The 23,593-nt window shown below is 63.4% G+C and carries 28 protein-coding genes; 13 read left to right on the top strand and 15 right to left on the bottom strand.

What is annotated here, in order from left to right:
* The first annotated feature begins 338 nt into the window (after nucleotides 1-338).
* On the top strand, nucleotides 339-1,187 hold the full coding sequence (locus ACVMIH_RS05265; protein ID WP_456860926.1) for an SDR family NAD(P)-dependent oxidoreductase: 849 nt from the start codon (nucleotides 339-341) through the stop codon (nucleotides 1,185-1,187).
* A gap of 130 nt (nucleotides 1,188-1,317) precedes the next feature.
* On the opposite strand, the gene ACVMIH_RS05260 is transcribed toward ACVMIH_RS05265, so the two are convergent.
* Together ACVMIH_RS05260 and ACVMIH_RS05255 are read right to left on the bottom strand one after the other, a co-directional pair.
* The gene (locus ACVMIH_RS05260; RefSeq protein WP_456866389.1) at nucleotides 1,318-1,713 is read right to left on the bottom strand and encodes a lysozyme inhibitor LprI family protein; all 396 of its coding nucleotides are present in this window, start codon (nucleotides 1,711-1,713) and stop codon (nucleotides 1,318-1,320) included.
* Nucleotides 1,714-1,799: 86 nt separating this feature from the next.
* Nucleotides 1,800-2,507 carry a L,D-transpeptidase gene (locus ACVMIH_RS05255; protein ID WP_456866387.1) on the bottom strand — a complete coding sequence of 236 codons (708 nt, stop codon included), beginning with the start codon at nucleotides 2,505-2,507 and terminating at the stop codon, nucleotides 1,800-1,802.
* A 352-nt stretch (nucleotides 2,508-2,859) separates the two neighbouring features.
* Between ACVMIH_RS05255 and ACVMIH_RS05250 the strand changes: the two genes are divergently transcribed.
* A complete protein-coding gene (locus tag ACVMIH_RS05250; protein WP_456860924.1) occupies nucleotides 2,860-3,555 on the top strand; it encodes a hypothetical protein in 696 nt (231 codons plus the stop codon).
* A gap of 283 nt (nucleotides 3,556-3,838) precedes the next feature.
* Entirely contained in the window at nucleotides 3,839-4,093 is a 255-nt protein-coding gene (locus ACVMIH_RS05245; RefSeq protein ID WP_456860923.1) for a hypothetical protein, read from the top strand.
* A gap of 205 nt (nucleotides 4,094-4,298) precedes the next feature.
* Here the strand turns inward: ACVMIH_RS05245 and ACVMIH_RS05240 are convergent, their stop codons facing one another.
* Entirely contained in the window at nucleotides 4,299-5,423 is a 1,125-nt protein-coding gene (locus ACVMIH_RS05240; RefSeq protein WP_456866385.1) for a metallophosphoesterase, read from the bottom strand.
* A 501-nt stretch (nucleotides 5,424-5,924) separates the two neighbouring features.
* On the opposite strand from ACVMIH_RS05240, the gene ACVMIH_RS05235 reads away from it, so the two are divergent.
* Nucleotides 5,925-6,713, top strand: a complete 789-nt coding sequence (locus tag ACVMIH_RS05235) for a hypothetical protein (protein WP_456860921.1) — start codon at nucleotides 5,925-5,927, stop codon at nucleotides 6,711-6,713.
* Between the two features lie 13 nt (nucleotides 6,714-6,726).
* Here the strand turns inward: ACVMIH_RS05235 and ACVMIH_RS05230 are convergent, their stop codons facing one another.
* Nucleotides 6,727-6,867, bottom strand: a complete 141-nt coding sequence (locus ACVMIH_RS05230) for a hypothetical protein (protein ID WP_456860920.1) — start codon at nucleotides 6,865-6,867, stop codon at nucleotides 6,727-6,729.
* Nucleotides 6,868-6,951: 84 nt separating this feature from the next.
* Here ACVMIH_RS05230 and ACVMIH_RS05225 point away from each other — a divergent pair, with 84 nt between their 5' ends.
* Complete coding sequence (locus tag ACVMIH_RS05225) at nucleotides 6,952-7,947, top strand: LLM class flavin-dependent oxidoreductase (protein ID WP_456860918.1); 996 nt, start codon at nucleotides 6,952-6,954, stop codon at nucleotides 7,945-7,947.
* Between the two features lie 38 nt (nucleotides 7,948-7,985).
* Here ACVMIH_RS05225 and ACVMIH_RS05220 read toward each other — a convergent pair whose 3' ends face one another.
* Nucleotides 7,986-9,203 (bottom strand): S1C family serine protease, encoded by a 1,218-nt coding sequence (locus ACVMIH_RS05220; RefSeq protein WP_456860916.1) that lies wholly within the window; start codon nucleotides 9,201-9,203, stop codon nucleotides 7,986-7,988.
* Between the two features lie 274 nt (nucleotides 9,204-9,477).
* Here ACVMIH_RS05220 and ACVMIH_RS05215 point away from each other — a divergent pair, with 274 nt between their 5' ends.
* Nucleotides 9,478-9,828 carry a zinc ribbon domain-containing protein YjdM gene (locus ACVMIH_RS05215; protein WP_076832150.1) on the top strand — a complete coding sequence of 117 codons (351 nt, stop codon included), beginning with the start codon at nucleotides 9,478-9,480 and terminating at the stop codon, nucleotides 9,826-9,828.
* An 11-nt stretch (nucleotides 9,829-9,839) separates the two neighbouring features.
* Here the strand turns inward: ACVMIH_RS05215 and panD are convergent, their stop codons facing one another.
* The 7 genes from panD to ACVMIH_RS05180 form a co-directional block, all read right to left on the bottom strand.
* Complete coding sequence (gene panD / locus ACVMIH_RS05210) at nucleotides 9,840-10,229, bottom strand: aspartate 1-decarboxylase (protein ID WP_456784779.1); 390 nt, start codon at nucleotides 10,227-10,229, stop codon at nucleotides 9,840-9,842.
* Between the two features lie 242 nt (nucleotides 10,230-10,471).
* Nucleotides 10,472-10,774: a putative quinol monooxygenase gene (locus ACVMIH_RS05205; protein WP_057019963.1), complete on the bottom strand. Its 303-nt coding sequence runs from the start codon at nucleotides 10,772-10,774 to the stop codon at nucleotides 10,472-10,474.
* Nucleotides 10,775-10,886: 112 nt separating this feature from the next.
* Nucleotides 10,887-12,170 (bottom strand): cystathionine gamma-synthase family protein, encoded by a 1,284-nt coding sequence (locus tag ACVMIH_RS05200; protein ID WP_076832148.1) that lies wholly within the window; start codon nucleotides 12,168-12,170, stop codon nucleotides 10,887-10,889.
* 183 nt (nucleotides 12,171-12,353) lie between these two features.
* Nucleotides 12,354-12,614 carry a PepSY domain-containing protein gene (locus ACVMIH_RS05195; RefSeq protein ID WP_057019961.1) on the bottom strand — a complete coding sequence of 87 codons (261 nt, stop codon included), beginning with the start codon at nucleotides 12,612-12,614 and terminating at the stop codon, nucleotides 12,354-12,356.
* 128 nt (nucleotides 12,615-12,742) lie between these two features.
* Nucleotides 12,743-13,480: an ROK family protein gene (locus tag ACVMIH_RS05190; RefSeq protein ID WP_456784778.1), complete on the bottom strand. Its 738-nt coding sequence runs from the start codon at nucleotides 13,478-13,480 to the stop codon at nucleotides 12,743-12,745.
* 228 nt (nucleotides 13,481-13,708) lie between these two features.
* A complete protein-coding gene (locus ACVMIH_RS05185) occupies nucleotides 13,709-14,446 on the bottom strand; it encodes a DUF6065 family protein (protein WP_456784777.1) in 738 nt (245 codons plus the stop codon).
* A 9-nt stretch (nucleotides 14,447-14,455) separates the two neighbouring features.
* Nucleotides 14,456-16,168 (bottom strand): autotransporter domain-containing protein, encoded by a 1,713-nt coding sequence (locus ACVMIH_RS05180; protein WP_456860914.1) that lies wholly within the window; start codon nucleotides 16,166-16,168, stop codon nucleotides 14,456-14,458.
* Nucleotides 16,169-16,173: 5 nt separating this feature from the next.
* On the opposite strand from ACVMIH_RS05180, the gene ACVMIH_RS05175 reads away from it, so the two are divergent.
* Nucleotides 16,174-16,359, top strand: a complete 186-nt coding sequence (locus ACVMIH_RS05175) for a hypothetical protein (protein WP_456860912.1) — start codon at nucleotides 16,174-16,176, stop codon at nucleotides 16,357-16,359.
* Between the two features lie 1,095 nt (nucleotides 16,360-17,454).
* Here the strand turns inward: ACVMIH_RS05175 and ACVMIH_RS05170 are convergent.
* Nucleotides 17,455-18,393, bottom strand: a complete 939-nt coding sequence (locus ACVMIH_RS05170) for a LysR family transcriptional regulator (RefSeq protein WP_456860911.1) — start codon at nucleotides 18,391-18,393, stop codon at nucleotides 17,455-17,457.
* A 116-nt stretch (nucleotides 18,394-18,509) separates the two neighbouring features.
* Here ACVMIH_RS05170 and ACVMIH_RS05165 point away from each other — a divergent pair, with 116 nt between their 5' ends.
* Nucleotides 18,510-19,316: an alpha/beta fold hydrolase gene (locus tag ACVMIH_RS05165; protein ID WP_456860909.1), complete on the top strand. Its 807-nt coding sequence runs from the start codon at nucleotides 18,510-18,512 to the stop codon at nucleotides 19,314-19,316.
* Between the two features lie 272 nt (nucleotides 19,317-19,588).
* Here ACVMIH_RS05165 and ACVMIH_RS05160 read toward each other — a convergent pair whose 3' ends face one another.
* On the bottom strand, nucleotides 19,589-20,257 hold the full coding sequence (locus tag ACVMIH_RS05160; RefSeq protein ID WP_456860907.1) for an FMN-binding negative transcriptional regulator: 669 nt from the start codon (nucleotides 20,255-20,257) through the stop codon (nucleotides 19,589-19,591).
* An 86-nt stretch (nucleotides 20,258-20,343) separates the two neighbouring features.
* Nucleotides 20,344-20,586 (bottom strand): hypothetical protein, encoded by a 243-nt coding sequence (locus ACVMIH_RS05155; RefSeq protein WP_057019953.1) that lies wholly within the window; start codon nucleotides 20,584-20,586, stop codon nucleotides 20,344-20,346.
* A gap of 589 nt (nucleotides 20,587-21,175) precedes the next feature.
* Here ACVMIH_RS05155 and ACVMIH_RS05150 point away from each other — a divergent pair.
* From ACVMIH_RS05150 to ACVMIH_RS05130, 5 genes are all read left to right on the top strand, one after another.
* Nucleotides 21,176-21,349: a hypothetical protein gene (locus tag ACVMIH_RS05150; RefSeq protein ID WP_016840760.1), complete on the top strand. Its 174-nt coding sequence runs from the start codon at nucleotides 21,176-21,178 to the stop codon at nucleotides 21,347-21,349.
* 10 nt (nucleotides 21,350-21,359) lie between these two features.
* Nucleotides 21,360-22,232, top strand: a complete 873-nt coding sequence (gene pdxY / locus ACVMIH_RS05145) for a pyridoxal kinase PdxY (RefSeq protein ID WP_456860905.1) — start codon at nucleotides 21,360-21,362, stop codon at nucleotides 22,230-22,232.
* A gap of 18 nt (nucleotides 22,233-22,250) precedes the next feature.
* Nucleotides 22,251-22,877, top strand: coding sequence for a LysE family translocator (locus ACVMIH_RS05140; protein ID WP_076832123.1), 627 nt, complete (start codon nucleotides 22,251-22,253; stop codon nucleotides 22,875-22,877).
* 48 nt (nucleotides 22,878-22,925) lie between these two features.
* Nucleotides 22,926-23,219 carry a tRNA-binding protein gene (locus tag ACVMIH_RS05135; protein ID WP_456866383.1) on the top strand — a complete coding sequence of 98 codons (294 nt, stop codon included), beginning with the start codon at nucleotides 22,926-22,928 and terminating at the stop codon, nucleotides 23,217-23,219.
* Nucleotides 23,220-23,359: 140 nt separating this feature from the next.
* On the top strand, nucleotides 23,360-23,590 hold the full coding sequence (locus ACVMIH_RS05130) for a DUF6894 family protein (protein ID WP_028332292.1): 231 nt from the start codon (nucleotides 23,360-23,362) through the stop codon (nucleotides 23,588-23,590).
* Nucleotides 23,591-23,593: the final 3 nt, after the last annotated feature.

Genomic DNA, 23,593 nt, shown 5'->3' with positions numbered 1-23,593 from the left:
GGCGCGCATATAGCAAGCGTAGCCACCCTTAATCATCAGGATTATTTTACGCACGGACGAAGGGCCGCGGGGTGTTCGCGAGGTACATAACGGCACGATCGAATAGAGTCATAGCAAGCGTAGGGCGGATTAGCCGAAGGCGTGATCCGCCCTTTCGCTGGAAACGAGCCCGGCGGGTTAGGCTTCGCTGACCCCAAGCTACGCGCTGGCCCTAGATTGCCTGAGCACAGAGCAAACATCCGGCACGCTTCCCAATCGCCCGAAAGTGCAGTCATATGCCTTCCCCGGGGACACTGGCCGTTTGGGGCAAGGTCCCGGTTTGCGGGGGGAGAATGCGCGTGAAAGAACTCGCTGGAAAGACCGCGTTCGTGACCGGTGCAGCATCAGGCATCGGACTGGGAATCGCGACCGCCTTGGCCCAGGCGGGGGCGAAGGTCATGCTCTGCGATATTGAGGAAGCGGCTCTCGCCACGGCGCTCGAGCAACTGAGGCGCACCAACGTCGATGTCGACGGCGTGAAAGCGGACATCTCACTCAAAGCCGAACTCGTGGCAGCCGCCGAAGCCACGACTGCCCGCTACGGCAAGGTGCACATCCTCGTCAACAACGCGGGCGTCGGCGGCGGTGGGCCCTATGGCACCTGGACCGACGGGTCGTGGGATTGGACCCTGGGCGTCAACCTGATGGCGACCATTTGGGGAATCGAGATTTTCGGGCCGTTGATCGAGCAGCATGGCGAGGGTGGACACATCGTCTCCACTGCCTCGATCGCCGGTCTTATTTCAGGGGCGAGCAATGCATACAATGTTTCGAAATACGGCGTTGTCGCGCTGTCCGAGGGCCTGCGCCTTGAACTCGCGCCGCGCGGCATCGGCGTATCGGTGCTGTGTCCCGGGTTCATCCGCACGCAAATCGTGAACTCAAGGCGCAACCTTCCCAAGCGCTTCGAGGGGGCGGTGCGTACCTTGCCGACATCGGGCCCAATTGCCGAGCAGATCAATCTGATCCGCCAACGCATCTCCGAAGGCATCGATCCCGACTATGTCGGTGAACTCGTCCGCGAAGGCATCGAAAACGACTGGCCCTATATCTTCACCGACCTCGAATTCGAGCCGATCGTCGACGCGCGCTTCGCCGCAATCAAGCAAGGCTTCGACCGGATCCGCGGGCGCACCCCGAAGCGATGAGCGCGCAGCAAGCGTAGCCGCGATGAGCCAAGCGTCGCGCGAAGGCGCGCGATGACAGGCTCCGCGACATCCGGGACCAGCATCACAGCACGTGACCACCCGACCCCGCATATCGCTTCGCTCCTGCGGGCTACCGGCTGGCACGCTTTTCAAGAAGCAGCGCGCGGTCGGCGATGTCCTTCAATTCGAACGCCTGGGAGTCGAGGAACGCGACGGACCCGTTGTCGGGGTCCGCTGCGAGGCGATGGGTTTCGCTGAGATGATGCTTCAGCCAGGCCCGCTGCTCCTTGAGCAATTGCGCGTGCGCCTCGCCCTTCGAGCTGGCGAGAAGGGCTTGATAGGCGGTGTTGAGCCTCGTGTCCCACTTGTCGATTTCGGTCTTGCCGCAATCGAGCATCTTCGTCGACACCCCTTCGGCCTTGTCCATGCACGCATCATACTCGACGCTTTGCTGCGCGCGGACCGATAAGGTCCCGAGCACGAGCATCGCCGCAACAATGACTAGTCTTCGCGAAAGCATCACCACGTCCAAATCACCCTGCCTGCGTCTTTCGACAACCATCGCCGCACAAAGGCGTCCCTGGCAACGCCTGGGGCCGCGGCCGACGCAGTTTACGCCGGCAGCACGATCACCTTCGTTTTGAGGGGCGTTCGCGAATAGAGGTCGATCATGTCCTGACTGAGGAGGCCGGTACAGCCGCTCGTAATACCGTTCCCGATCGTTTCGGGGGCGCTGGTGCTATAGATCGTGTAAAGCGTGTACACCCCATTTTGGTAGAGGTAGAGCACGCGCGCGCCAAGTGGATTGTCGAGACCCCCCGCCATGCCGCGAGCATATTTGCCCGCCTCCGGCTGGCGCGCGATCATCTCCTTGGGCGGCGTCCAGGTCGGCCATTCGGCTTTGCGCCCGACATAAGCCTCCCCGCTCCACCGGAACCCATCGCGGCCGACATTGGCGCCATAGCGGGTCGCGTTTCCTTCGCCTTCGATGCGGTAGACATAGTATTTGCTCGGATCGACGATGATCGTACCGGGCGCCTCAGCGCTGTCGTACTTCACCGTCTTGCGAAAATATTTCGGATCGACCTTGCTGACGTCGACCGCGGGGATCGGGAATTTCTCGCCGGGCACGGGCCCGTAGACCTTCTCCGCCTCGGCCAGGCTCATGTAGTCGGATGCACAACCGGCCAGGCTCAGTGCGGCGAGACCGGCAGCAGAGCCGGCCAGAAACGCCCGGCGATTGAGAAGCCGCGACCGAGGTCCGGGCAGAGCGCCCTCGCCCATCGCACCGGCGTCGGCAATTCCACGGTCCATGATCATGATTTCTGATTTTCCCTTGTCCCGTTGCGCGGCCGAAGCAGACTTTGGCATACAGTAGAAGGGAAAAGAAAAGTTCTTCGTCATTGTCTGAGGTTGACCAATAGATGGTCTTGTGAATCCTTCCGAGAACAATGCGAGAACTTCGGCGGATTACGCTTCCGCCTTCGCTCAATGAGCTAAAGGTCGGCGGGTTACGCCTTCGGCTAATCCGCCCTACGCGATGGCAACAACTGATTGATCACGTTTTCATGCGATTGATCTGCGGCGCTTTGTCGGACCAAATTAGTATGGAATCACCGCCCCGCTACCCTGCCGCATTCCATGCGGAAAATGAATCGAAGGTGAGAACCCAATGAGACGCGTTGTCCAGGCTTCGCTCGGACTCCTCGCATGGAGCATTCTCCAAACCTCGCCCGCATCCGGCCAGCTCAAGGGCAACGCCGACAACATTTGTCGGAACGGATATTTCCCGCGCGAGAGCACCGACTACAGGCTGGCGAAGATCAAAGGCGCAGCCGGCGACAGGATCTATTTCCGCGGCGACGGCAACGAGCGTTGCCCCGACGACCAAGCCTGTCGTCTGAAAACTTATGTCGTTCGCAACGATGAAGTCATTGTTTCCCGGACGTCAGGCAAGTTCGCATGCAGTTGGTTTCAACCTCGCAAGGGCACTGAGACGGTCGGCTGGATCGAGATCGAAAGGCTTGCGTGGCAGGGGGACATACGAGGACCGGCAGAACGGGATTGGCTCGGCGAATGGCGTGCCTACGACAACGTCATTCGCATCTCGAAATCGAAAGAGGCAGGTCAGCTGGCCATCAAGGGCGAGGCCATTTGGGGTTCGGGCAGCCGCACCCATTCCGGCGAGCTTGATGACGAAGCAAAACCTTCAGGCGATAAGATGAAATTCGGTGACGGGACGGACGAACTCGACTGTCAGGTCACGATGCAGCTCGTCGGCAAGTTACTGGTTGTCGGCGACAACCTCCATTGCGGCGGGACAAACGTCTCATTTTCAGGTGTCTACCAAAAGAGACCGACGCGATGAGCATCTCGCGGCTCGAAGGGCGGATTAGCGCAGCGTAATCCGCCCTTCGTCGCGGTAACGCCGAGCGGCGGGTTACGAGGAGTCTATCATCGGGCACGCGCTCCGCGCGATCCGTTGGCGAACCCACCCTACTCGTTACGTGCTTGTTCGTTTCGCTCAGGCCGCCTTCGCTGCACCTCGATCGCGAAGAGATTGGTGTGAAGCTGGCAAGATCATTGCCGCTGTCAGACCGAGATCGGCGGGACGAAATCGACCCGTTGCGGACGTAGATGGGTCGGCCATAATGTCTTCTTTTCAAGGCAATTCGGTCGGAGGCGAGATGGTCGATCCGTGGCCCGCAGATGCAAAGTTTCAAATGGGTGACTATGCCGCCAAGAAAGGGCGAGCATCATGGCGCGGTCGAATCGCTGGTTGGTATCGTACGGATTTGACCAGGCTCGGATATGCGATCGAGAGCTACTTCGAGCCCGGCTCGGTGCAGATTTACCCGGAGACGGCGATCGACGCATGGCAGCCGCCGGCCTTGGAACGTGAGTGACCGATTCTCACCCTCCTGCGACCTTCGGAACGTTTGCTCGTGCACGAATCGGAAGCCTCGTAGCCCGGATGAGCGAAGCGATATCCGGGACCGGCATCGCCATACGCCGACCGACCCCGCATGTCGCTTCGCTCATGCGGGCTACCGCTGCCGCCCTGGCCGAGAAACAGACCGGACACCGCGCATCGCATGCGCAACAAATCGATCAGACGCCTTCAGCCACGCGCAACGTGATCCGGGTCAATTCCGACGGGCGGCCGAGCCGCAAGGCAAAGCCCGGCCATAGCGCGGTGCCGTTGTTGACGTAGAGCGTCATCCCGTCGACGTCGTAGCGGCCCGAGACGAAGCCGGCATTGGCGCGCGCGGCGAGGCGATCGATCCCCAGGATCAATCCGCCATGGGTGTGTCCGGAGAGTTGCAGCGCGACGCCGAGCCGGGCTGCCTTTCGTGCGTCGCTCGGCTGGTGGTCGAGCAGGACGATGGGCGCGCCTTTCGGGGCGCCGTCGAGAACCGCGGCAAGGTCGCGGATGGAATGCCCCCGGTGGCGCGACGCGCGGTCGGTGATCCCCGCGATCACCAGGCGGCCGCCGCCGCGTTCGAGCACGATGTGCCGGTTCTCGAGCGAGCGCAGGCCGAGCGCTTCGTAGTGCGCCATCCAGCCGTCATAGCCGAAGATATACTCGTGATTGCCCGAGATCACGTAGACGCCGTCGGCGGCCATCAGGTCGCGCAGCGGCGCGATGTCGCCCCGCCGCGCATCGATGGTGCCGTCGATCAGGTCGCCGGTGATCGCGATCAGGTCGGCGCCGAGCTTGTTCGAACGCTCGACCACGGCGCGCGCCCACGGCGCGGGAAACAGCCGGCTGATGTGCAGATCGGTCAGTTGCAGGATGGTGTAGCCGTCGAACTGTAGCGGAAGTCCCCTTATGCCGACCTCGACATCCCTGAGCGGCGGAATCCGCATCGCCTGGTGCACGCCGATCGCGGCGGCTGCGCCCGCGAGCGCAGCAAGTGCGTAGCGGACGCCGTCGGGCGCGCCGACGAAGCCGCCGTGGATCAGCGCGGCCACCAGCAGCCCGGCATCGAGCGCCAGTTGCAGCAGCGCCAGCAGCATGATCGCGCCGAACGCCCAGTTGAACAGGACGACCACCGGACGCGGAAACTCCGGCGAGAATTCCGATCCCGACGACAGTCTGTTCCAGCGGTGAAACTGCAAGGCGACCAGCACCAGCAACGCGGCGACGATCTTTGCCGGGAGCGGCCAGTCGAGTGGCCAGATGAAGCGGGCCAGGATCAATAGACTGGTCAGGCCGAAGATAAGTTGGGGAATTGGTTCGCTCCGGATCGGATCGGTTAAGGCTGTGCGGTCGGCGCCCAGCGAAGGTAGGGTGGATCGGCCGCGCGCGTAAGCCGCCATCGTCAGCACATTTTCGGCAAGTCGCGCGTGGCCGAAACGCCCTGCGCTTCGGTCCCGGTAGCCCGGATGAGCCATCGGGTCGCGCGAACGCGCGCCCGATGACAGGCTCCACGACATCCGGGATCCGCCTCGCGAGAACACGCCACCGGCCCCCGCATATCGCCTCGCTCATGCGGGCTACGGGCTGCGCGCGTTGCTGTGGAGCGCAAAGCCGGAGGCCGCGTTGACGCCTCGGCGGAGGTCTCCTGGCACCTTCCCCATCAGCATTATCGGCCCCTCCCGAAAAATGAACTTGAACATCGCTCAATTTCATGTCAGATATTTGAACATTGTTCATTTTTGTCGGAGCCGACGATGCAAACGACCTTCCGGATGGACGGATTGACCGGGTCCGAACGGCCCGCGAAACCGTGGATGAAACTCGCCCCGACGATCATCACGATCGGCATCATCGCGGCATTCGCGGTGCACGGGCGCATCGCGCAGCCGGCCCACTACAACGATTTCGCCGACCACTCGGCCATCTTCGGCATCTCGCACGCAGCCGATGTCCTGTCGAACGCAGGCTTCGCCCTGGTCGCGATCTGGGGCTGGCTGGCGCTGCGCCCTCACCGCAACAGCGATCAGCTTCGCACCGGATGGCCGGGCTATCGCCTGTTCCTGATCGGATTGTTCCTGACCGCCTTCGGGTCCGCGTTCTTTCACCTCGCCCCCGGCAATGGCCGGCTGACCTGGGACATGCTGCCGATCGCGCTTGCCGGCGCGGGCCTGCTGGTCGGCGTCCGCGGCGACACCCGGCCGGAATCGAAGACGAACATCGAAGCGATCGTGCTCGGGCTTTACGCCGCCGCCAGCGTCGCGTGGTGGGTCCATACCGACCGGCATGGTGCGGGCGACCTGCGGCCCTATCTGCTGCTGCAGGTCCTCCCGCTCATCCTGATCCCGCTCTGGCAGTCGATCTATCGCGCGCCGCGTGCCGACCGCATCGCATTCGCCGCCGCGATGATGTTGTACGTGCTGGCCAAGATCAGCGAGGTGCTCGACCATCAGATCGCGAACACGCTCCATTTCGTCAGCGGACACACCTTGAAGCATCTGCTCGCGACGGCAGCCACGGCCGCAATCGTCTGGGGTCTGACGCGACGAATCTCCGATGGCGGCGGGCGACGGGGTCATTTCGGAATAATGGAAAAGTATCGCTGATTTGCCCGACGCGTCAAGTCGCTTTTCCGAGTGCCGGCGGCAACCTGCACCTTTGCATGGGGTTGTTTTCGATATTTTGGATGGGCAGCCTTGCTTCGTCGATCGCATCGGGCGGATTGACCGGCATGGCGACCGCATCCATATGCATCTGCATGAACCGGCTGTTCCCCGCCGTTTCGCATCCACCTGGACACAGCCAAATACCATCGGCTCCCGTCCCTAACGCTCCGGAGTCGCCGTGGCCGCCCTCTCCATTCTCGATCTCGTCCGCGTCACCGAGGAAACCGACGCGCGCGGCGCGCTCTATAACGCGCGCGATGTCGCCGTGCATGCGGAGGCTCTCGGCTATCGCCGCATCTGGGTGGCGGAGCATCACAACATGGCGGGCATCGCGAGCGCGGCGACGTCGGTCGTGATCGGGCACATCGCGGCGGGCACCAAGACCATCCGGGTCGGCGCCGGCGGCATCATGCTGCCGAACCACGCACCCTATGTCATCGCCGAGCAGTTCGGCACGCTGGCGCGGCTGTTTCCCGATCGTATCGACCTCGGCCTCGGCCGCGCCCCGGGCACCGACCAGCTCACGCTGCGCGCGCTGCGCCGCACGCCGGAATCCGCCGAGAACTTTCCGCAGGACGTGCTCGAGGTGCAGGCCTTCCTCGCCGCCGCCGGTCCCAACCAGCGCATCCAGGCGGTGCCGGCCGCCGGCACCGACGTGCCGCTGTGGATTCTCGGCTCGAGCAATTTCGGCGCGATGCTGGCCGGCGAGCTCGGCCTGCCCTACGCCTTCGCCTCGCACTTTGCCCCCGAGCTGCTGATCCAGGCGCTGCAGATCTACCGCGCCCGCTTCAAGCCGTCGGAGCAGCTCGACCGCCCCTACGCCATGGTCGGCGTCAACATCATCGCCGCCGACACCGACGAGGAGGCGCGGCGGCTCGCGACCACGCAGCAGATGTCGTTCACCAACATCTTCCGCGGCGCGCGCGGCCTCAGCCAGCCGCCGATCGACGACATCGAGAGCTACTGGTCGCCGGCCGAGAAGGTGCAGGCGATGCGGATGCTCGCGCGTTCCATCATCGGCTCGCCCGCGACGGTGCGCGCCGGCATCGACGCGCTGGTCGCCGAGACCGGCGCCGACGAGCTGATGATCGTGTCCGACGTCTACGATCACCAGAAGCGGCTGCGATCGTTCGAATTGATCGCCCAGGCCGGCGGGATCACACCGCAGACGTAGCCTGCAGGATGGGTAGTGGCCTACGCACTAACGCAGCCTCACTTCGGCGCGCCGGCGGGCGCCTGCGACTGTGCGAGCTGGCCGAGCGTCACGCTCAGTGAATTTGGCGCATTGTCCCGCAGCATCGAAAGCTTGACCGAACTGCCCGGCGCTCCCGCATAGACCTTCTTGGTCAGCTCGTTGGCGCTCTTGATCGGCTCGTCATTGACCGAGGTGATCACGTCGCCCCGCCTCAATCCGGCCTTCGCGGCCGGGCCGCCGGTCTGCACGCCGACCACGACCGCGCCGTGCAGATTGTTCGCACCTAAGCTTTCGGCAATGCCGGGGGTGATCGATTGAATCTGGGCGCCCATCCAGCCGCGCGTGACCGAGCCCTTGTCCTTCAGCTGCGGGATCACCGTCTTCACGGTATCGGCGGGTATCGCAAACGCGACGCCGACCGAGCCGCCGGAGGGCGAGAAGATCAGGCTGTTCACGCCGATCACCTCGCCATGCGTGTTGAAGCTCGGCCCGCCGGAATCGCCGCGGTTGATCCGCGCGTCGATCTGGACGAAATCTTCCGACGACCCCGTTTCCAGGTCGCGTGCACGCGCCGAGACGATCCCCGCGGTGACGGTGTTTCCGAGACCGAATGAATTGCCGGCCGCGAGCACCCAATCGCCGGTGCGCGGCGCTTGATCCGCGAGCCTGACATAGCTGAAGTCGGTCCGCCCATCGACCTTGAGCAGGGCCAGGTCGCTGACCGGATCCTTGCCCAGGACTTTCGCCTTGTAGACCTTGTTGTCGCTGGTGCGGACATCGGCGCGGTCGCTGCCGCCGAGGACGTGATTGTTCGTCACTGCGTAGCCGTCCGCCGAGATGAAGAAGCCCGAACCGATCGAGGTCATCTCACCCAACTTCGGCAGATTGCCCGGTCCGCGCCTACCGGGATTCGGAACGGCCCTCCCCGGCGTGTCCTGATCAGGCGAGCCGTCCGGCCCGAGAGAACCGCCTGGTGAGTCGCCGGGAGACGAGTCGTCGTCATCCGCCGCGGCCGCCACCTTGGCGTTGACGCCAATCACGGCCGGCCCGACCTTCTCCGCAAGGTCGGCGAACTCGCCGGGACCACCATTGCCGTGATCCGCTCGCGAAGTCGCCGGCTGTGCGTGGGCAAGAGTTGCGCTCACAAGACTAGCGCCCACCAGCAACGCCGACGTGAAGGCGGCGGTGACGAGCGACGTGCGAAGGCAGACGAAGGCTGGATTTCTCTGATTCATCTTCCGCGTCCATGTTTGGGATCAGCCGATTGCTCCTGGATGAATTGCCGGCCCGGACGCGACGATCAGTGAACCGTTCCCCGCAAGCACAGGGGCGCAATGCCGAGCGACGGACGGCAACGGATAGAGGCGCAGACCGTTCCACCGGCATCCGCGGGTGGACGAGTGGCTCGCCACCTTTGCGCCGCTTTGCGCATCAAATCGCCGGGTTTTTGCTTGCTTTGGCCGCCTGTGCCTCTACGGTGCGCCCGCAACGACGGAGACGATCTCGACTATGGACGCCGCAATGAACTGCCCGAAATGCAATTCCGAGCATGCCTATCAGGACGGCGTTCTCTGGGTTTGCCCGGAATGTGCCCATGAGTGGAGCAGCGATGCGGCCGCGGCCGCCGAGACCGCCCAGCAAGCGGGCGTGCGCGACGCGCATGGCAACCCGCTGACGGACGGCGACAGCGTCATCGTGATCAAGGACCTCAAGGTCAAGGGCTCGTCGTCGGTGGTCAAGGGCGGCACCAAGGTCAGGAACATCCGCCTCACCGAGGGCAGCGACGGACACAACATCGCCTGCAAGATCGACGGCATCGGCGCGATGAATCTGAAATCGGAGTTCGTCAAGAAGGCCTAGCGTAGCCCAGCTTACGCATCCGCCAATGCTTTCGCCGGTGAGGCGGCAGCCTTCGCGACGTGCCGGTTCTTGTCGTCGACCAGCACGACCCGCGGATGAAACTTGCGCGCCTCGTCGGCGTCGAAGCTGGCATAGGCGACGATGATGACCTTGTCGCCGGCCATGGCGAGCCGTGCGGCCGCGCCGTTGAGGCCGATGGTGCCCGATCCCGCCGGCGCCTCGATCACGTAGGTCGAGAAGCGCGCGCCGGTGTCGACGTTATAGATGTCGACGCGTTCATTGATGAGGAAACCGGCGGCCTCGATCAAATTGCGGTCGATCGCAATCGATCCCTCGTAATGCAAGTCCGCTTCGGTGACGTGCGCGCGATGAATCTTGCCCTTCATCAAAGTCACTTGCATCGAGACCATCCCGTATCGTTGCGTCGGAATTTTCCGCGCCGCCAATAACGGCGCGCCGCCTCCGCGTCAACGTTGTCCGGGTGTACGCTCGCTTCGAGCGCAGTTCCGCGACGATGGGTTTGTCCTGAAATCGTGGACCGCGCCGGGCTGCAATGCTCCGCGCCACCGAAATCGGAGAATGAATGCGCTGCGGCGGAGCCTTTCCGGAGCAGGCTATTATTTGTGACCCGGTAGCGAACGCCCTACTCTCGCTTGCTCGCAATCTCGTTCGCCAAGACCACTATCACCTCGCCGTCGAGGATCGGCTTCGCGACCTCAAAGAAGCGCGCCACAGCCGGCGAATTGTTGTGCCGGTCCATCGCCGCCTGATCCAGGTATCGCTCATACGTCGAAAATATCCGCGGACTGTCGACATCCTGCGAGACGTAGTAGCCGACGGTGGACGGCTCGTTGGCGCGGACATGCTCGACGACGTCGAGCAACGCCTGACGCATCGCCGCCTCATGGCCCTTCTTCGCGCGGATGATCGCCGTGATTGCCAGCATGCACTCTCTCCGGAGGTTGGTAGCCCGTAGGACGGGTTTCGTGGAGTTTATCATCGGGCCGCGCGACGCGCGGCCCCGTTGGCTCGACCCATCCTACACGCTTTTGACTGGCTCACACCCGGCTCAACGCCTGCGCGATGTCGGCCACCAGGTCGGACGGATGCTCGATCCCGATCGAGAGCCGGATTGTCGAATCCAGCACGCCGATCCGCTTGCGTATGTCGGCTGGCACGCCGGAATGCGTCATGGTGGCCGGCAGGCTCGCGAGCGACTCGGTGCCGCCGAGGCTGACTGCGAGCTTGAAGATCTGCAGCGAGTTGAGGAATTTCTCCGCCGCCTGCTGCCCGCCGACGATGTCGAACGAGAAGGTCGAACCGGCGCCGCTGCTTTGACTCGCGAACACGCGCCCCGCAGGCGACGCCGGATCGTGATGGCCGAGATAATGCACCTGCGCCACCTTGGGATGGTCGCGCAGATAGTCGGCGACGATCCGCGCGTTGCGGTCGGCCTTTTCCATGCGCAGACTGAGCGTTTCCAGCGAACGGCTGATCATCCAGCAGGAATGCGGATCGAGCTGGGTGCCGATCGCGCCGCGCAGCGCCTTGATGTCCTTCATCAGCTTCTTCGAGCCGAGCGCCGCGCCCGCGATCAGGTCGGAATGGCCGCCGACATATTTCGTCAGCGAGTACAGCGAGAGATCGGCGCCGTGCTCGATCGGCCGCTGAAATACCGGCCCGAGCAGCGTGTTGTCGCAGGCGATGATCGGCGTATGGCCCTGTGCCTTGCCGATCGCATCGGCGATGCGCCGCGTCAGCGCGATATCGACCAGGCCGTTGGTCGGATTGGCCGGCGTCTCGATGAAGATCATCGCGACACGGCCCTTCTTCATCGCCTCGTCGGCAGCGGCGCGGATGACACTCTCGTCGAGGCCGTCGGCAAAGCCCACGGCGTGAATCGAGAAGCCCGCCAGTGTCCTGGTGAACAGCGTCTCGGTGCCGCCATAGAGCGGCTGCGAATGCAGGATCACGTCGCCGGGCCGCGCGAAGGCCAGCACCGTGGTCGAGATCGCCGACATGCCGGAGGAGAACAGCGCGCAGCTCTCGGTGCGCTCATAGATCGCAAGCCGGTCCTCGACGATCTCGCTGTTCGGATGGTTGAAGCGCGAATAGACCAGCCCCGCCCCCATGCCCTCCGGAGGCTCGCGCCGGCCCGCGACAAAGTCGAAGAAGTCCTTGCCGTCCTCGGCGGTGCGGAACACGAAGGTCGAGGTCAGGAACACGGGCGGCTTGACGGCGCCCTCCGACAGCTGCGGGTCGTAGCCGTAGTTCAGCATCTGGGTTTCCGGATGCAGCAGGTGATTGCCGATATGGGTTTTGGACGGAAACGGTTTTGTCATGGCCGGTCTCCTGTTCACGGGCCGCCGCGCTGGCGGCGATTCCCGGAATGATGGGACCAGCATACCCCAGCTTTATGCCATTCAGCCAAAGCACGGCATCAGACAGTTCTGGATAACGAACGGCCGGCGTGCGCCCTGCTCCGCCGGCCGTTCCGAATTTTCACGCAGCGGTGAAGACGCGGGCTACCAGCCGCGATCCACGTTGCGCACCTCGCCGGTCCGCGCGTCGACATCGACCTTCATCCAGCGGCCGAGGCGGTCACGCCCCTCGACCTCCCACTCGTCGCCGAGGAACTGGGTATTGGACACCGTCACGATGCCGAGACCGGTCGCGACATCGAGCGCGGCCTCCATCGAGACCTGGCTGCCGGAATCGTAGGCCATCGCCGGCGTCGCTGCGCCGATCGCCAGGGCCGCGATCGCGGGAATAATGAAACTTCGCATGGCTCACTCCTCATGGAACAGGATGTTATGCCGCATAAAACGAGCGGCGCACCCATCAGTTCCGACAACAGGAGTGCGAAGCAGCGCGAAACTTCGGCAGTTGCGGCGATTTGGTGGCGGTTCCGGTTTCATCGACGCGCGCTGCTCGCCTTGCGCGCTCTCTTCTTCCACATTCGAAATCCGCCCTCGAATGCGTTGGCGTTGTCGCCGAACCTCACCTTGGGCGGCGGGTTGTCGACCTTGTCGGCATTGCCACCGCCGAGCACGATGTACTCGGGCTCCAGCGCGGCGGACAGCCGCGCGATGACGTCGTCGACGCTCTTGCGCCATTTCTTCCGGCCGCGGCGCTCGAGACCCGCGGCGCCGACATAATCCTCGAACGTCGCGCCCTTGCGGTACGGCAAATGACCAAGCTCCATCGGCTCGTAAACACCGTCGACGATCATCGCGGAGCCGAGGCCGGTGCCGAGGCCGAGAAACAGCATCCGCCCGCCCTGATAGCTGCCGATCGCCTGCATCAGCGCATCGTTGACGACCCTGGTCGGGCGGCCGAACGCGTGGTGAAAATCGAAGCCGGCCCAGCCGCGGCCGAGATTGTGCGGCTCGGTCAGCGGACGGTTGTGAACGACGGGTCCGGGATAACCGACCGAGATCACATCATACGACCAGTCCTTGGTGAGCAGCTTGACCTGCCGCACCATCTCGGTCGCGGACAGAGTTGGACCCGAGTCGAATTCGCGCTTGATGCGCTCCTTGTCGGTCATGACCTTCACATGCGTGCCGCCGACGTCGATCACGAGCACCGTGCGCCGCGGCGCGGGCCTGTTCGCTTTCTTGCTGGTCTTGTTGCCTGCCTTCCTGGCCATCAATCCGCTCTCCTATGCGCGCCGAGTGGAGCAGAGAAACGCATCGCGCACCACAGCGACGTTCTGCATTTGACTCCAATTTGTTCGCCAAGAACGAATCGGAATCGAACAAGTCAGGAGAGTCCAAATATTAAGAAGTCGTGTGCATCATCAACGGCGCGTAGCGATTGCGCTGCGGGGCGATGTGGGGCCGTGCGCTGCCCGCACAAATTCGGCCCGTCGGCCGGACTAATCCTTTGACACGAAGTCCTTCAAGCGAAGCCGGCTCCGGTGATCCGCATGCGTTTCCTCGCCCGAGGGATTGAGGCCCCGAAAATAGGTCTTTTGCCACCGCTGCTGCGTTGCCCCCGATCCCGAGTCCTGCAAGTCGGTATTGAAGGCGTTGCGGCCTTCGGACCACAGTCTGTACTCGCGCTCGATGTCGGGCGCTTTCGATAATGGCAACGTCTCCGGCTCGATCCGCTCAAGACTGCCACGCTCAATCGGAAAAAGATGGCAATAGGGCTCCCCCCGCTCAAATCGTATCTTTGTGTTTGAACGCGTGAATCGCCAGTTCATCGTGAAGGTGTACGGTGACCAATCCGTCTCGATGACCCCGCTCAACGGCGCAATGGCGTCTTTCGGCCTGTTGATGGGTCCGGTGACAAAAAGGTCGAAACCAGGATCGGTGCGGAACAGGCACGGGACGTGGAAGGTCAATACACCATGTCCGAAGTGACTCACAGCCGGCGCGTCGGTGCCGAGATCAGCCTTGACCCGAATGGTCTCCTTATGATTGAGCCCGTCCCAACGAGCCGAGAAGCCTGACGGACAGAGCAGTTCCCAGCCATGGGCGTTTGCAATGTTGAGTGGCAGGCAGCGGTACGCATAGCGCTGGTCGGAAGCATCCATCCAATCGCGCTCCGGCGATGCAGGCCGGATGTGAACCGCATGGCCGTCCATCGTATAGGCAATGAGCTTTGGCATCACCCAGCCTTATCGCGAGAACCAGCTGCTGCCGCTGCTTGGCGGACCAGTCAACTTATAGCTCAACCCTACGCGAACAATGTTTTCAGTCAATTTCGCCGAGTGGTCCCAAGCGTACGCGCTGAGCCCACCGATGTTCTGCGGTGCCGGGGCCGTCCGATCGCCGAGATCGACATAGAGATATTCGAACTTCGCGGTCCAAGGGCCGCTCACGACGGCCTCCCAGCCGACGCCCGCCGACCAGCCCGGCTTCACACGGCAGTCGGAGCCCGCAAATCGAAAGCCACTGAAGCCGGGAAAATCTGTTGCCGTCGAAAATGCATAATCCGCATAGGCGAGGCCCGCGGTCACGTACAGCATGTTCGATTGATTGGCCAGGAATCCCAGACGCCCACGGACCGTGCCGAGGTAATTCGAGCGAAAACTGTTCTCCCAGGTGGTTGATACGCCGGCCGCGAGCGGAAACGGCCCGCGCAGCTGGGACGATTGCAGATCTGTGTAGTTGATGTCGGTTTCTAGTCCGATGACCGTCTTGTCATACTGCACGTTGCAGGAAAGGCCGCCGCCGGCAGTCAGCCCTCCCGCGTTCCGGGTACTGATCGAGCCCGCCTGTTGAGCGGCGATTTCGGGAAGGACGCCGTTACGTTGCGCGAAATCGATGATGGCACCATTTGGATCGGAAGAGAATTGCGCCTTGGCTGAACCATACCCCGCATTCACGCCGACACTGCAGCCAGTCCAGCTGAACGGGGCGACTGGCGGCGGCGCCTTGACCGGCATATAAGCGGCCAACGCCGAGTTCGTCTCGTCGAAGCGCATCCGGAAATGCGCTTTCGCCTCCCAGGCATCGATCCCGGGTGTGAAGAATGACAAATAGCCGCCCGATAGCCATAGTTCGGCTTGCGATCCAAGTTGGGCGCGAACGCCGCCACGCAGCTGTCCATGCCAGCGCGTGAGCCCAATGTCGGTGCCGTCGATCGTGGTAACGGTATCGACAAGCTGTTGCGTGTCGTATCGCAACGTTGCCTGGACGAACGGCTGCAGTAGGAAACGCTGGTCGACCACGAAATCTCGATTGACCTCCACAGAACCTTCGACGTGGCCCCAGCTGTAGGCTTGGCCGGGGATGGGAAATCCCTGGCCGCTTGTAACGCCCCCGACGTCGTCGTGAGCATGAAAAAACGTGAACCGGGGCACGACGCGCGCCCATGGCGTATCGACAATCTGGGTCAGGCTCGCCGATAGAAACACGCGGTCGACAGGCATATTGGCACCATGGCCGAAAACGTCGAAGGCACGATCAAGCCGTGCGTAACCGAGCCAGGCATCAAACAGTGTCGTCGGGCTGACGAGCCATCCCAGGTAGGGTCCGCCGCCGATTCCCGACTGGTAAATCGATGCATTCAGTCCGTCGTAGGTGACTTTGGTGCTTTCAGGATTGAACGCAAAGCCGGCAACGAGATCCGGGCTGACACGGTAGTCGAGCCCGTATGTGAGTTCAGACAGCGTGCCGTACGACGTGAGTCCGACGATGCGGTCGGTGAAATTGACCTGGCGCGGTGTTACCCAAGCATGCCAACCGTGGCCGATCGACGCATAGGAAGGATTGGTGGCGATGCTTGCGTACTGGTTGAACCCCGCAAGGATCGCGTCCGAGATGAAGTAGCTGCGCGCAAAGTCCGTCCCCAACGCGCGTGCGAGGTTCGCATGCGGCACCGGCATTGGCGATGGCGGCGGAGGTGGTGGCGGCGCCGGTGGTGGTGGTGGCGGCGGTGGCCCCGGCGGAGGCGGTGGCGGCGGTGACGGTGGAACCGGAGTGGGTGGAGGTGGAGGCGGAGGTGGCCCCGGCGGCCCTGGTGGCGGTGGCGGCGGCGGCGGCGATATCGAACAGACCTGGTCACGGAACGCATTGACATCGTTTGATATGGATTTTTCGCCGATCAGAGGTCCTAGGACGCTGCCCCAGGCCCTGAACTTCTCATGATCGTCGAACGATGGCGGAAACACCTCGGTTGCAGTGTCCGTTCGCAGATCGAGGAAGGTAGGTCCTCCGGTAAGCGTTCCGCTCTTGCTGAAGCGCCACATGAATCCAGTCTGCGGATCGCCCTGCACGCTGCTCGCATTGATGCAATAGTCGTTGGTCGCGGAGCGATAGCCGTCGAAGCCCAGATGGATTCGGTCCGCGGCGACCGCGACGTTGCCGGAAACGAGCGACGCCGCGGTCCCCAATAAGAAGGGACGAACTCGCGTCTGCCAGTATCGCTCCGTCGGAGCGGAACATGCGTGCTGTCGGTTGGATCCTACGGAGGCTTCGGTTGACATCGTTGATGGAATCAAGGCCGAACGAGTTCGCGGTGCATCCATCCGCGGTCTCCACAAATCGGCCCCACTGCACGCTAACGCTTGGGGATGAAATATTCAGTCACATAATTGCGGCGTGATGAATTGCTACCTGAAATAGTTCCTTGATGTTGCCGCGTGGCAACGATTCACTACAATTTCCACGATAGTTCCTCGCAACCTCGCGCGATCGGCGCCGAACTCTCCGCATCGTCGCGCAAGCTATGGCATAAACTGCACCTTGCTCCCGTGGGCCGCACAACGATCGCGTTCGCGATCCGACTCCAGTTTGTTCGCGCAGAACGAATCGGAATCAGGAAAATCGGCGCGATCCAGATGTTAACAACGCACATACATCGACCGCATCCGAACAATCGATGTTGTATCATGATGGGATTATTGCTCTCGGCGTGCAACACCGCGGCGCATCTCAGGCACACTGCGTTCTCCCGCATCACTGATCGATCGATGAGTCGCACCACGGCCACGTTCCCGATCCGACTCCAGTTTGTTCGCGAGGAACGAATCGGAATCGAAAAATCGACGCAAAACGATACTTAACAAGAGGTTTGCGCGATTCGATGCCGCGGCGCTTCGTACGGCGGATGAGCGCAAGCGTAATCGGACATCCACCGACGACATCACCGCGTCGGGTTACTCCGCGCCCATTATCGGCCGCGCTTCGCGCGGACCGGTCGGGTCGCCCGCCCTGCACGCTGAGCGAGCCGCCAGCCTTTGAGGTGAAGCCAGAGCGCTTCGGCGACCGGTCCGTGCGAATGCTGGCGATGACGGACTGCCGCAAGATTTTCCTCGCGGCCCGGAAAATTCGGTCCGGCGATGCTGATCAGCCCGCCGTCCCGCAGCTCGTCCTCGATCAGCCATGCGGGCAGATGGCCCCAGGCAAGACGATGCAGGATCAGCTCCTTCTTCATCATCTGGTCCGGCACGCTACACTGATGCGCACCTTCGATCAGGAAGAAGTTTTCCGGCGACGCTCGCCGCGCCGTGTCGCGGATGACGCACTGCGCGAAGGGGCGCATCTGCTCCGGCGTGACTTTCTTCGTCCACGCAAACGGCAGAAAGCCGGGAGCGACGACCGGCACCATGGTCGTGCGCGAGAGCCTGATCTGTTCGAAGCGCGGATCGGACGGCTCCGCGCGATGAAACACCAGATCGGCGTTATCATCGATCAGGCGCTCGAGCGGTCCGCCGACCGCCTCATATTCCAGGTGCAGGCGCGTGTTGGGATAGCGGGCAAAGAACGCCGAGAGCATCTGCAGCACCGGCGGCCGCGGACACAGGTCGCCGATGACGATGCGCAGGACGACTTCTTCTCCGCCTGCAAGCTGCTCCGCATAGCCCCGCAGCAGATCGAGCTCGCGCAGCGTCACCTGCGCGCGTGCGTGAAACGTCCGGCCGGCGTCCGTCAGCCCGATACGGTATCCGCTGCGATCGAACAGCGTAAGGCCGAGTTGCTGCTCGAGCCGGGCGACAGCCGCAAACACCGACGGGTGCGACCGGTTCAGCGCCGTGCCGGCGGCCTGAAAGCTTCCCTCGGTCGCGACAGCGTCAAAGCAGCGCAAATCGTGCAGCTTGATCCGATCCATTGTCCATAAAACCTACAGAGATTGATCAATCTTAGTAATTTTTCTTCGAAGGCGCGAGTCCTAGCCTGGGTCGACGCGAAGCCTGCCGGCTTCCACCAGCACAAGGGACTGACGAGATGAGCGGCGATCGACACTTCACCACGGCGGATGGCTGCCGGATTGCGTACCGCATCGACGGTCCCGACGACGATCGGCCGGTGCTCGCGCTGTCGAACTCGATCGCCACCAACCTGCACATGTGGGATCGTTCGATGCCGGCCCTCAGCCGGTCGTTTCGGGTGCTCCGCTACGACACCCGCGGTCACGGCGGTTCGGACGCACCGGTGGGCGCCTACTCGATCGACCGGCTCGGCCGCGACGTGGTCGAACTGCTCGACGCCCTCGGCATCGATCGCGCACATTTCCTCGGTCTGTCGCTCGGCGGCTTCGTCGGGCAATGGCTCGGCATCTTCGCGCCTGACCGCATCGACCGCCTGATCCTCTCGAACACCTCGTCCTATCTGGCGTCCGAACTGCCGTTCGACGAACAGATCCGCGCGGTGCTTGCGGCCAAGGACATGAATGGAATCGCAGACGGCTTCATGCGCAACTGGTTTCCGGCGACGATGCTGGCCGCGCCGAACGAGGTCGTCGACGAATTCCGCAACATGGTGCTGACCACGCCGCCGCGCGGTCTCGCCGGATGTTACGCCGCACTGCGCGACGTCGATCTCCGCCGCGCCATCTCGCTGATTGCGGCGCCGACCCTCGTCATCGGCGGCGAGAGCGACACGGTCACGCGGGCCAGCCACAGCGCTGATATCGCCGCGACAATCACCGATGCCAAGCTTGTCCTGCTGCCCGGCGTTCACATCCTCAATATCGAGCAGCCGGATCGATTCAACAGCGAGGTCGTGAGCTTCCTGGCGCTCTCCACCACATGACTGCGTAGCCCGGATGAGCGAAGCGACATCCGGGACCGCTCCAAGAGTACGTGATCAGGCCCGCATACCGCTTCGCTCGTGCGGGCTACATGGATCACACACCACATGTTCCCCATTCGACTCCATTTTGTTCGCAAAGAACGAATCGGAATCGAACAAATCAGCGCGGAGCGATTCTTAACAACACGTTTGCGGATTCGATGCCGATCGGCTCTATGGCGCGGATTAGCGCAAGCGTAATCCGCCCTCTGTCGCGTAGAGACAGCGCCGGGTTACACGGAGCTGACCCGCCTTCCGCACGGTCCAATGTCGTATTCAAGCTCCGGCCGCAGCGCGCGCATCTTCTCCGCCAGCCTTTGGCTTGCCGTCTCCTCCGCGCGCGCGAGGCGATTGACCAGCGCGACATAATCCGCATCGCTCTTGTGCTGGTTCAGCTTTGACTGGCCCTCGATCTCGTCGACGACGATGTCGATCACCCTGATCCCCGCCAGCATCGCTTCGCGCTTGCTGGGCTCCATCTGCGTCAGGTCCCAGGGTTGCTTTTGCAGCCGCGCCTCGGAGACCGCGAGCAGCGCGTCGCCATGGCCGCGGTTCTCGCCGTGATCGCGCAGATGCGCGACGTCGGACAAATGCACCGCCTCGTAGAGCCAGGTCGAGACGTTGTCGGGTGAGACATACCAGTCGTTCGAGATGTAGGCGTCATCGCCGGAGACGATCAGGAGGAAGCGCCTGACACCGTCGGCGAGCTCGACCAGCGGATTCTTCGCGGTGAGATGGATCTGCACGATCACGCGATCGTCGCGCCGCTCGATCACGAACGGCACGTGGGACGCGCGCGGGCCGCGTGCATCGGCGGCGACGATGGCGCCGAAGCCGCGCGCCGCCGCAAAGGCGAGCGCGCGGTCTTGCTCAATGCGAAACTGGGGACGGAGGATGTGCATGGCGGCGGCGCTCGCGAGCTGGAGGGAGACGACCCAGCAAGGCTAGCGCAACTTTCGCCGGAGATCACCGCCATGCACGATCCGGCTCAGCAGATCATGGCATTGTCGCCGTGATCGCAGACGCCGCCGGGCTGGTCGCGAGGCAGCGCCTCGGACTCGCCGAAATGCGGGACCGCCATGCGCGGCGGACCGCCGCTCCAGCGGCCGGCGGCGGCATGGCTCTTCACGAGCGCGGATGGGCCCGCCGCCGGCACTTCGTGTGCCATGGCCGACGCCGTCAGCATGGCGAGCGCGGTCAGCGCGGCCGCAATCTGTTTGATCCCTGACATCAGTTGCTCCTGTTGGATTCGGCGCGCCGGCGCATTGTTCGCCGCCCGCCGATCGGTTCGCGCTCACATCATGATCGATCGCTCTGCCGTCTTATTCCGACGCCATGAGGCAAGCGTTTGGATGCAGGACAGTCCACCCACGCATCTTCTTCCACGTCGATCCGACACGATCGGTTGATCGCAGCGTGACAGACGAGGTCCCGACGCGAACCCGCAAATCAAACCCGGCTGCGCCGCCTGCGACAAAACAGCCCCACGGGCAACTCAGCAAAACCTGTCGATATCAGAATAAGAAAATATTCCGCTTACTGCCCTTTGCTCGCGGCCCATGGGTGCGATCAGACAAAACATGTCGCGAGAATGCGGATGTATGACTCGCAGCGCACCACACGTTCGATGTCGTCCCGGCGAATGGAGAAAGATGCGCGCGCCGACTCCATCACCGTCATGCCGGCAGTAAAGGCGAGGGCTTTGCCCAGGAATGATCGAGCTTAGCAATGCCGCGGAATCCCAATCCGCCGTTGAACTGACGGCAACTGGCAGGTTACGCTGTCTCCACGCTCACGCCCTCCCGCTGGAAGGATTCCCCATGAACGGCAATCGATATTATGGCGTCCGCGTCGAGGGCGCGAAATACGGCGTGGGGTTCGGCTCGGCGCTGGCGATCGCGATCTCCTACACCAAGAACCATTCGATCCTGTGGGCCATCATCCACGGTATCCTGGGCTGGCTCTACGTCATCTACGCCGCACTGTTCGGGTGATGCGCACAAGATGACCGTCATCTCGATCCAGTCACAGGTCGCCTGGGGCCATGTCGGCAACAGCGCCGCCAGCTTTCCGATCCAGCTGCACGGCATCGATGTCGTCGCCGTGCCGACCACGCTGCTCAGCAATCGGCCGGGCTATCCGACCATCCGCGGCCGGGTGCTCGACGTGCAGCTGGTCGCCGACCTGCTGCGCGGCATCGAGGAGCGCGGCGCGGTCGAGGCCGCGCGGCTGATCCTGTCGGGCTATCTCGGCTCGGCCGACATCGCGATGGACGTTGCCGACTTCGTCGAGCGCGCGAAGGCGGCGAACCCGGCCCTGCTCTATTGCTGCGATCCCGTGCTCGGCGACCGCGACCGCGGCATGTTCGTGCGATCGGACATTCCGCCGCTGGTGCGCGACCAGCTCTGCCCGCTCGCCGACATCATCACGCCCAACCATTTCGAGTTCGAATTCCTCTGCGGCGCGCGCGTGACGACGATCGATGACGTCGTCGCGCAGGCGAGCGCGCTGATGGCGCGGGGACCTGCGACCGTCGTCATCACCAGCGCCGAGCTGGCCGGCACGCCGCACAGCGAGATCGAGACGCTGGCGATCGAGCGCACTCAATCCGACAAGACTTGCGCCTGGCGCGTGCGCACGCCGCGGGTTCCGATCAGCCCGTCCGGCACCGGAGACCTGTTCGCCGCGCTGTTCGTCGCCGCCCGCGCGCGCGGCCTTGCGACGCCGGATGCGCTCAGCCACGCTGCGTCAGGCATCCACGGCGTGCTGGAGCGCACGGCGCAGAGCGGAACCGAGGAAATGCGCATTGTCGAAAGCGCCGGCGTGATGCTTGATCCGAAGCCGCGCTTCGCGGCGGTTACCATCGCCGCATCCTGACATCCGGGACAGGTCTTCATGATCGACATCACCACCCTCCTCACCTACGCCGCCGTCGTGCTCGGCCTGTTCCTGATCCCCGGGCCGGCGGTGCTGCTGGTGCTCGCGCGTTCGGTCACCGGCGGAGCGCGCGTCGGCGTCGCGACCGGGTTCGGGATCGCCCTCGGCGATCTCGTCCACACCGCGATGGCGACATTCGGCCTCTCGGCCGTGCTGATGACCTCGGCGCTGGCGTTCTCGGTCGTGAAATATGCCGGCGTGATCTACCTGATCGTGCTCGGCGTCCGCGCCCTGTTCGAGAAGAACGACGAGCTGGATTTGCCGGCGGCGCAGCCGGTCGATCCGCGGCGTGCGTTCCGGCAGGCGATCTGGGCGGAAATGCTCAATCCGAAGACCGCGCTGTTCTTCCTCGCCTTCCTGCCGCAGTTCGTGCACCCCGGCCACGGCTCGGCGGTGGCGCAGTTCGCGACCCTCGGCCTGATCTTCGTCGTGATGAGCGCGGTCTACACCTCGCTGCTGGCGCTCGCCGCCGGCCAGATCAGCCCGTGGATCAGTCGGCATCGCCGCATCGGGCAGTGGCAGGGCCGCGTGGTCGGCACGATCTATATCGCGCTCGGTGTCCGCCTTGCGTTCCAGGAGCGCTGATGTCCCCGCTCAAGCCGCAGGCCAGCTACGACGACTTCGCCCGCCTCGATATCCGGATCGGCGAGGTCGTCGAGGTGCAGCCGTTTCCCCGCCCGCAATCCGTCCTACAAGGTCGGCGTCGATGTCGGCGCCCGGCGAATCATGTGGTCGAGCGCGCAGATCACGAATTACGAGCCGGCGGCGCTGGTCGGCGCGCTGGTCGTGTGCATCTGCAATCTCGGGCCGAAGAACATCGCGGGTTTCACCTCGGAACTCCTGATCCTCGGCGCCAAGGACGCCAGCGGCGAGGTGATCGTGCTCGGCCCGCGCAGCGAGGTTGCGATCGGCGAGCCGATCTTCTGACGTCGGGCTGATCACGGCCGCGTGATTCAAATCGTCTGGATTCCCCGTAGTTTACCGATGGGGGATCACCCGGATTCTCCGTGCCCGCGCGCGCTGCTATTGCAACGCGCGAGAATCGCTTCGGCATGGGAATCGGAAGAATGTCCGCAGTTTTCTTTCACTGCTCCGACGACAAGCACGTCATCCTGGATCGCACCGGCGCCGCGATGGATCTGGCGGAGGCGCGCGTGTATGCGGAGCAATTGGCGCGCAGCTTTGTCATGACACCGAGCGTGGAGGACTGGCGCAACTGGGCAGTCCACGTCACCGACGACATCGGAACCGAGATCTTCGAGCTGCCGTTCACCGCCATCCTCGGCGAGCTGCACTGAGGG

Source organism: Bradyrhizobium sp. USDA 4503 (assembly GCF_054055815.1).
This window is presented reverse-complemented; position numbering and strand designations above follow the sequence as displayed.

What these genes read in the sequence shown, in the direction of transcription:
- ACVMIH_RS05255 (WP_456866387.1), bottom strand. Translation starts at nt 2,507, where the DNA reads ATGATCATGGACCGTGGAATTGCCGACGCCGGTGCGATGGGCGAGGGC.
- ACVMIH_RS05250 (WP_456860924.1), top strand. Translation starts at nt 2,860, where the DNA reads ATGAGACGCGTTGTCCAGGCTTCGCTCGGACTCCTCGCATGGAGCATT.
- ACVMIH_RS05245 (WP_456860923.1), top strand. Translation starts at nt 3,839, where the DNA reads ATGTCTTCTTTTCAAGGCAATTCGGTCGGAGGCGAGATGGTCGATCCG.
- ACVMIH_RS05235 (WP_456860921.1), top strand. Translation starts at nt 5,925, where the DNA reads ATGAAACTCGCCCCGACGATCATCACGATCGGCATCATCGCGGCATTC.
- ACVMIH_RS05230 (WP_456860920.1), bottom strand. Translation starts at nt 6,867, where the DNA reads ATGCAGATGCATATGGATGCGGTCGCCATGCCGGTCAATCCGCCCGAT.
- ACVMIH_RS05220 (WP_456860916.1), bottom strand. Translation starts at nt 9,203, where the DNA reads ATGAATCAGAGAAATCCAGCCTTCGTCTGCCTTCGCACGTCGCTCGTC.
- ACVMIH_RS05215 (WP_076832150.1), top strand. Translation starts at nt 9,478, where the DNA reads ATGGACGCCGCAATGAACTGCCCGAAATGCAATTCCGAGCATGCCTAT.
- panD (WP_456784779.1), bottom strand. Translation starts at nt 10,229, where the DNA reads ATGCAAGTGACTTTGATGAAGGGCAAGATTCATCGCGCGCACGTCACC.
- ACVMIH_RS05205 (WP_057019963.1), bottom strand. Translation starts at nt 10,774, where the DNA reads ATGCTGGCAATCACGGCGATCATCCGCGCGAAGAAGGGCCATGAGGCG.
- ACVMIH_RS05200 (WP_076832148.1), bottom strand. Translation starts at nt 12,170, where the DNA reads ATGACAAAACCGTTTCCGTCCAAAACCCATATCGGCAATCACCTGCTG.
- ACVMIH_RS05195 (WP_057019961.1), bottom strand. Translation starts at nt 12,614, where the DNA reads ATGCGAAGTTTCATTATTCCCGCGATCGCGGCCCTGGCGATCGGCGCA.
- ACVMIH_RS05190 (WP_456784778.1), bottom strand. Translation starts at nt 13,480, where the DNA reads ATGGCCAGGAAGGCAGGCAACAAGACCAGCAAGAAAGCGAACAGGCCC.
- ACVMIH_RS05185 (WP_456784777.1), bottom strand. Translation starts at nt 14,446, where the DNA reads ATGCCAAAGCTCATTGCCTATACGATGGACGGCCATGCGGTTCACATC.
- ACVMIH_RS05180 (WP_456860914.1), bottom strand. Translation starts at nt 16,168, where the DNA reads ATGCCGGTGCCGCATGCGAACCTCGCACGCGCGTTGGGGACGGACTTT.
- ACVMIH_RS05175 (WP_456860912.1), top strand. Translation starts at nt 16,174, where the DNA reads ATGGCGGCGGAGGTGGTGGCGGCGCCGGTGGTGGTGGTGGCGGCGGTG.
- ACVMIH_RS05170 (WP_456860911.1), bottom strand. Translation starts at nt 18,393, where the DNA reads ATGGATCGGATCAAGCTGCACGATTTGCGCTGCTTTGACGCTGTCGCG.
- ACVMIH_RS05165 (WP_456860909.1), top strand. Translation starts at nt 18,510, where the DNA reads ATGAGCGGCGATCGACACTTCACCACGGCGGATGGCTGCCGGATTGCG.
- ACVMIH_RS05160 (WP_456860907.1), bottom strand. Translation starts at nt 20,257, where the DNA reads ATGCACATCCTCCGTCCCCAGTTTCGCATTGAGCAAGACCGCGCGCTC.
- ACVMIH_RS05155 (WP_057019953.1), bottom strand. Translation starts at nt 20,586, where the DNA reads ATGTCAGGGATCAAACAGATTGCGGCCGCGCTGACCGCGCTCGCCATG.
- ACVMIH_RS05150 (WP_016840760.1), top strand. Translation starts at nt 21,176, where the DNA reads ATGAACGGCAATCGATATTATGGCGTCCGCGTCGAGGGCGCGAAATAC.
- pdxY (WP_456860905.1), top strand. Translation starts at nt 21,360, where the DNA reads ATGACCGTCATCTCGATCCAGTCACAGGTCGCCTGGGGCCATGTCGGC.
- ACVMIH_RS05140 (WP_076832123.1), top strand. Translation starts at nt 22,251, where the DNA reads ATGATCGACATCACCACCCTCCTCACCTACGCCGCCGTCGTGCTCGGC.
- ACVMIH_RS05130 (WP_028332292.1), top strand. Translation starts at nt 23,360, where the DNA reads ATGTCCGCAGTTTTCTTTCACTGCTCCGACGACAAGCACGTCATCCTG.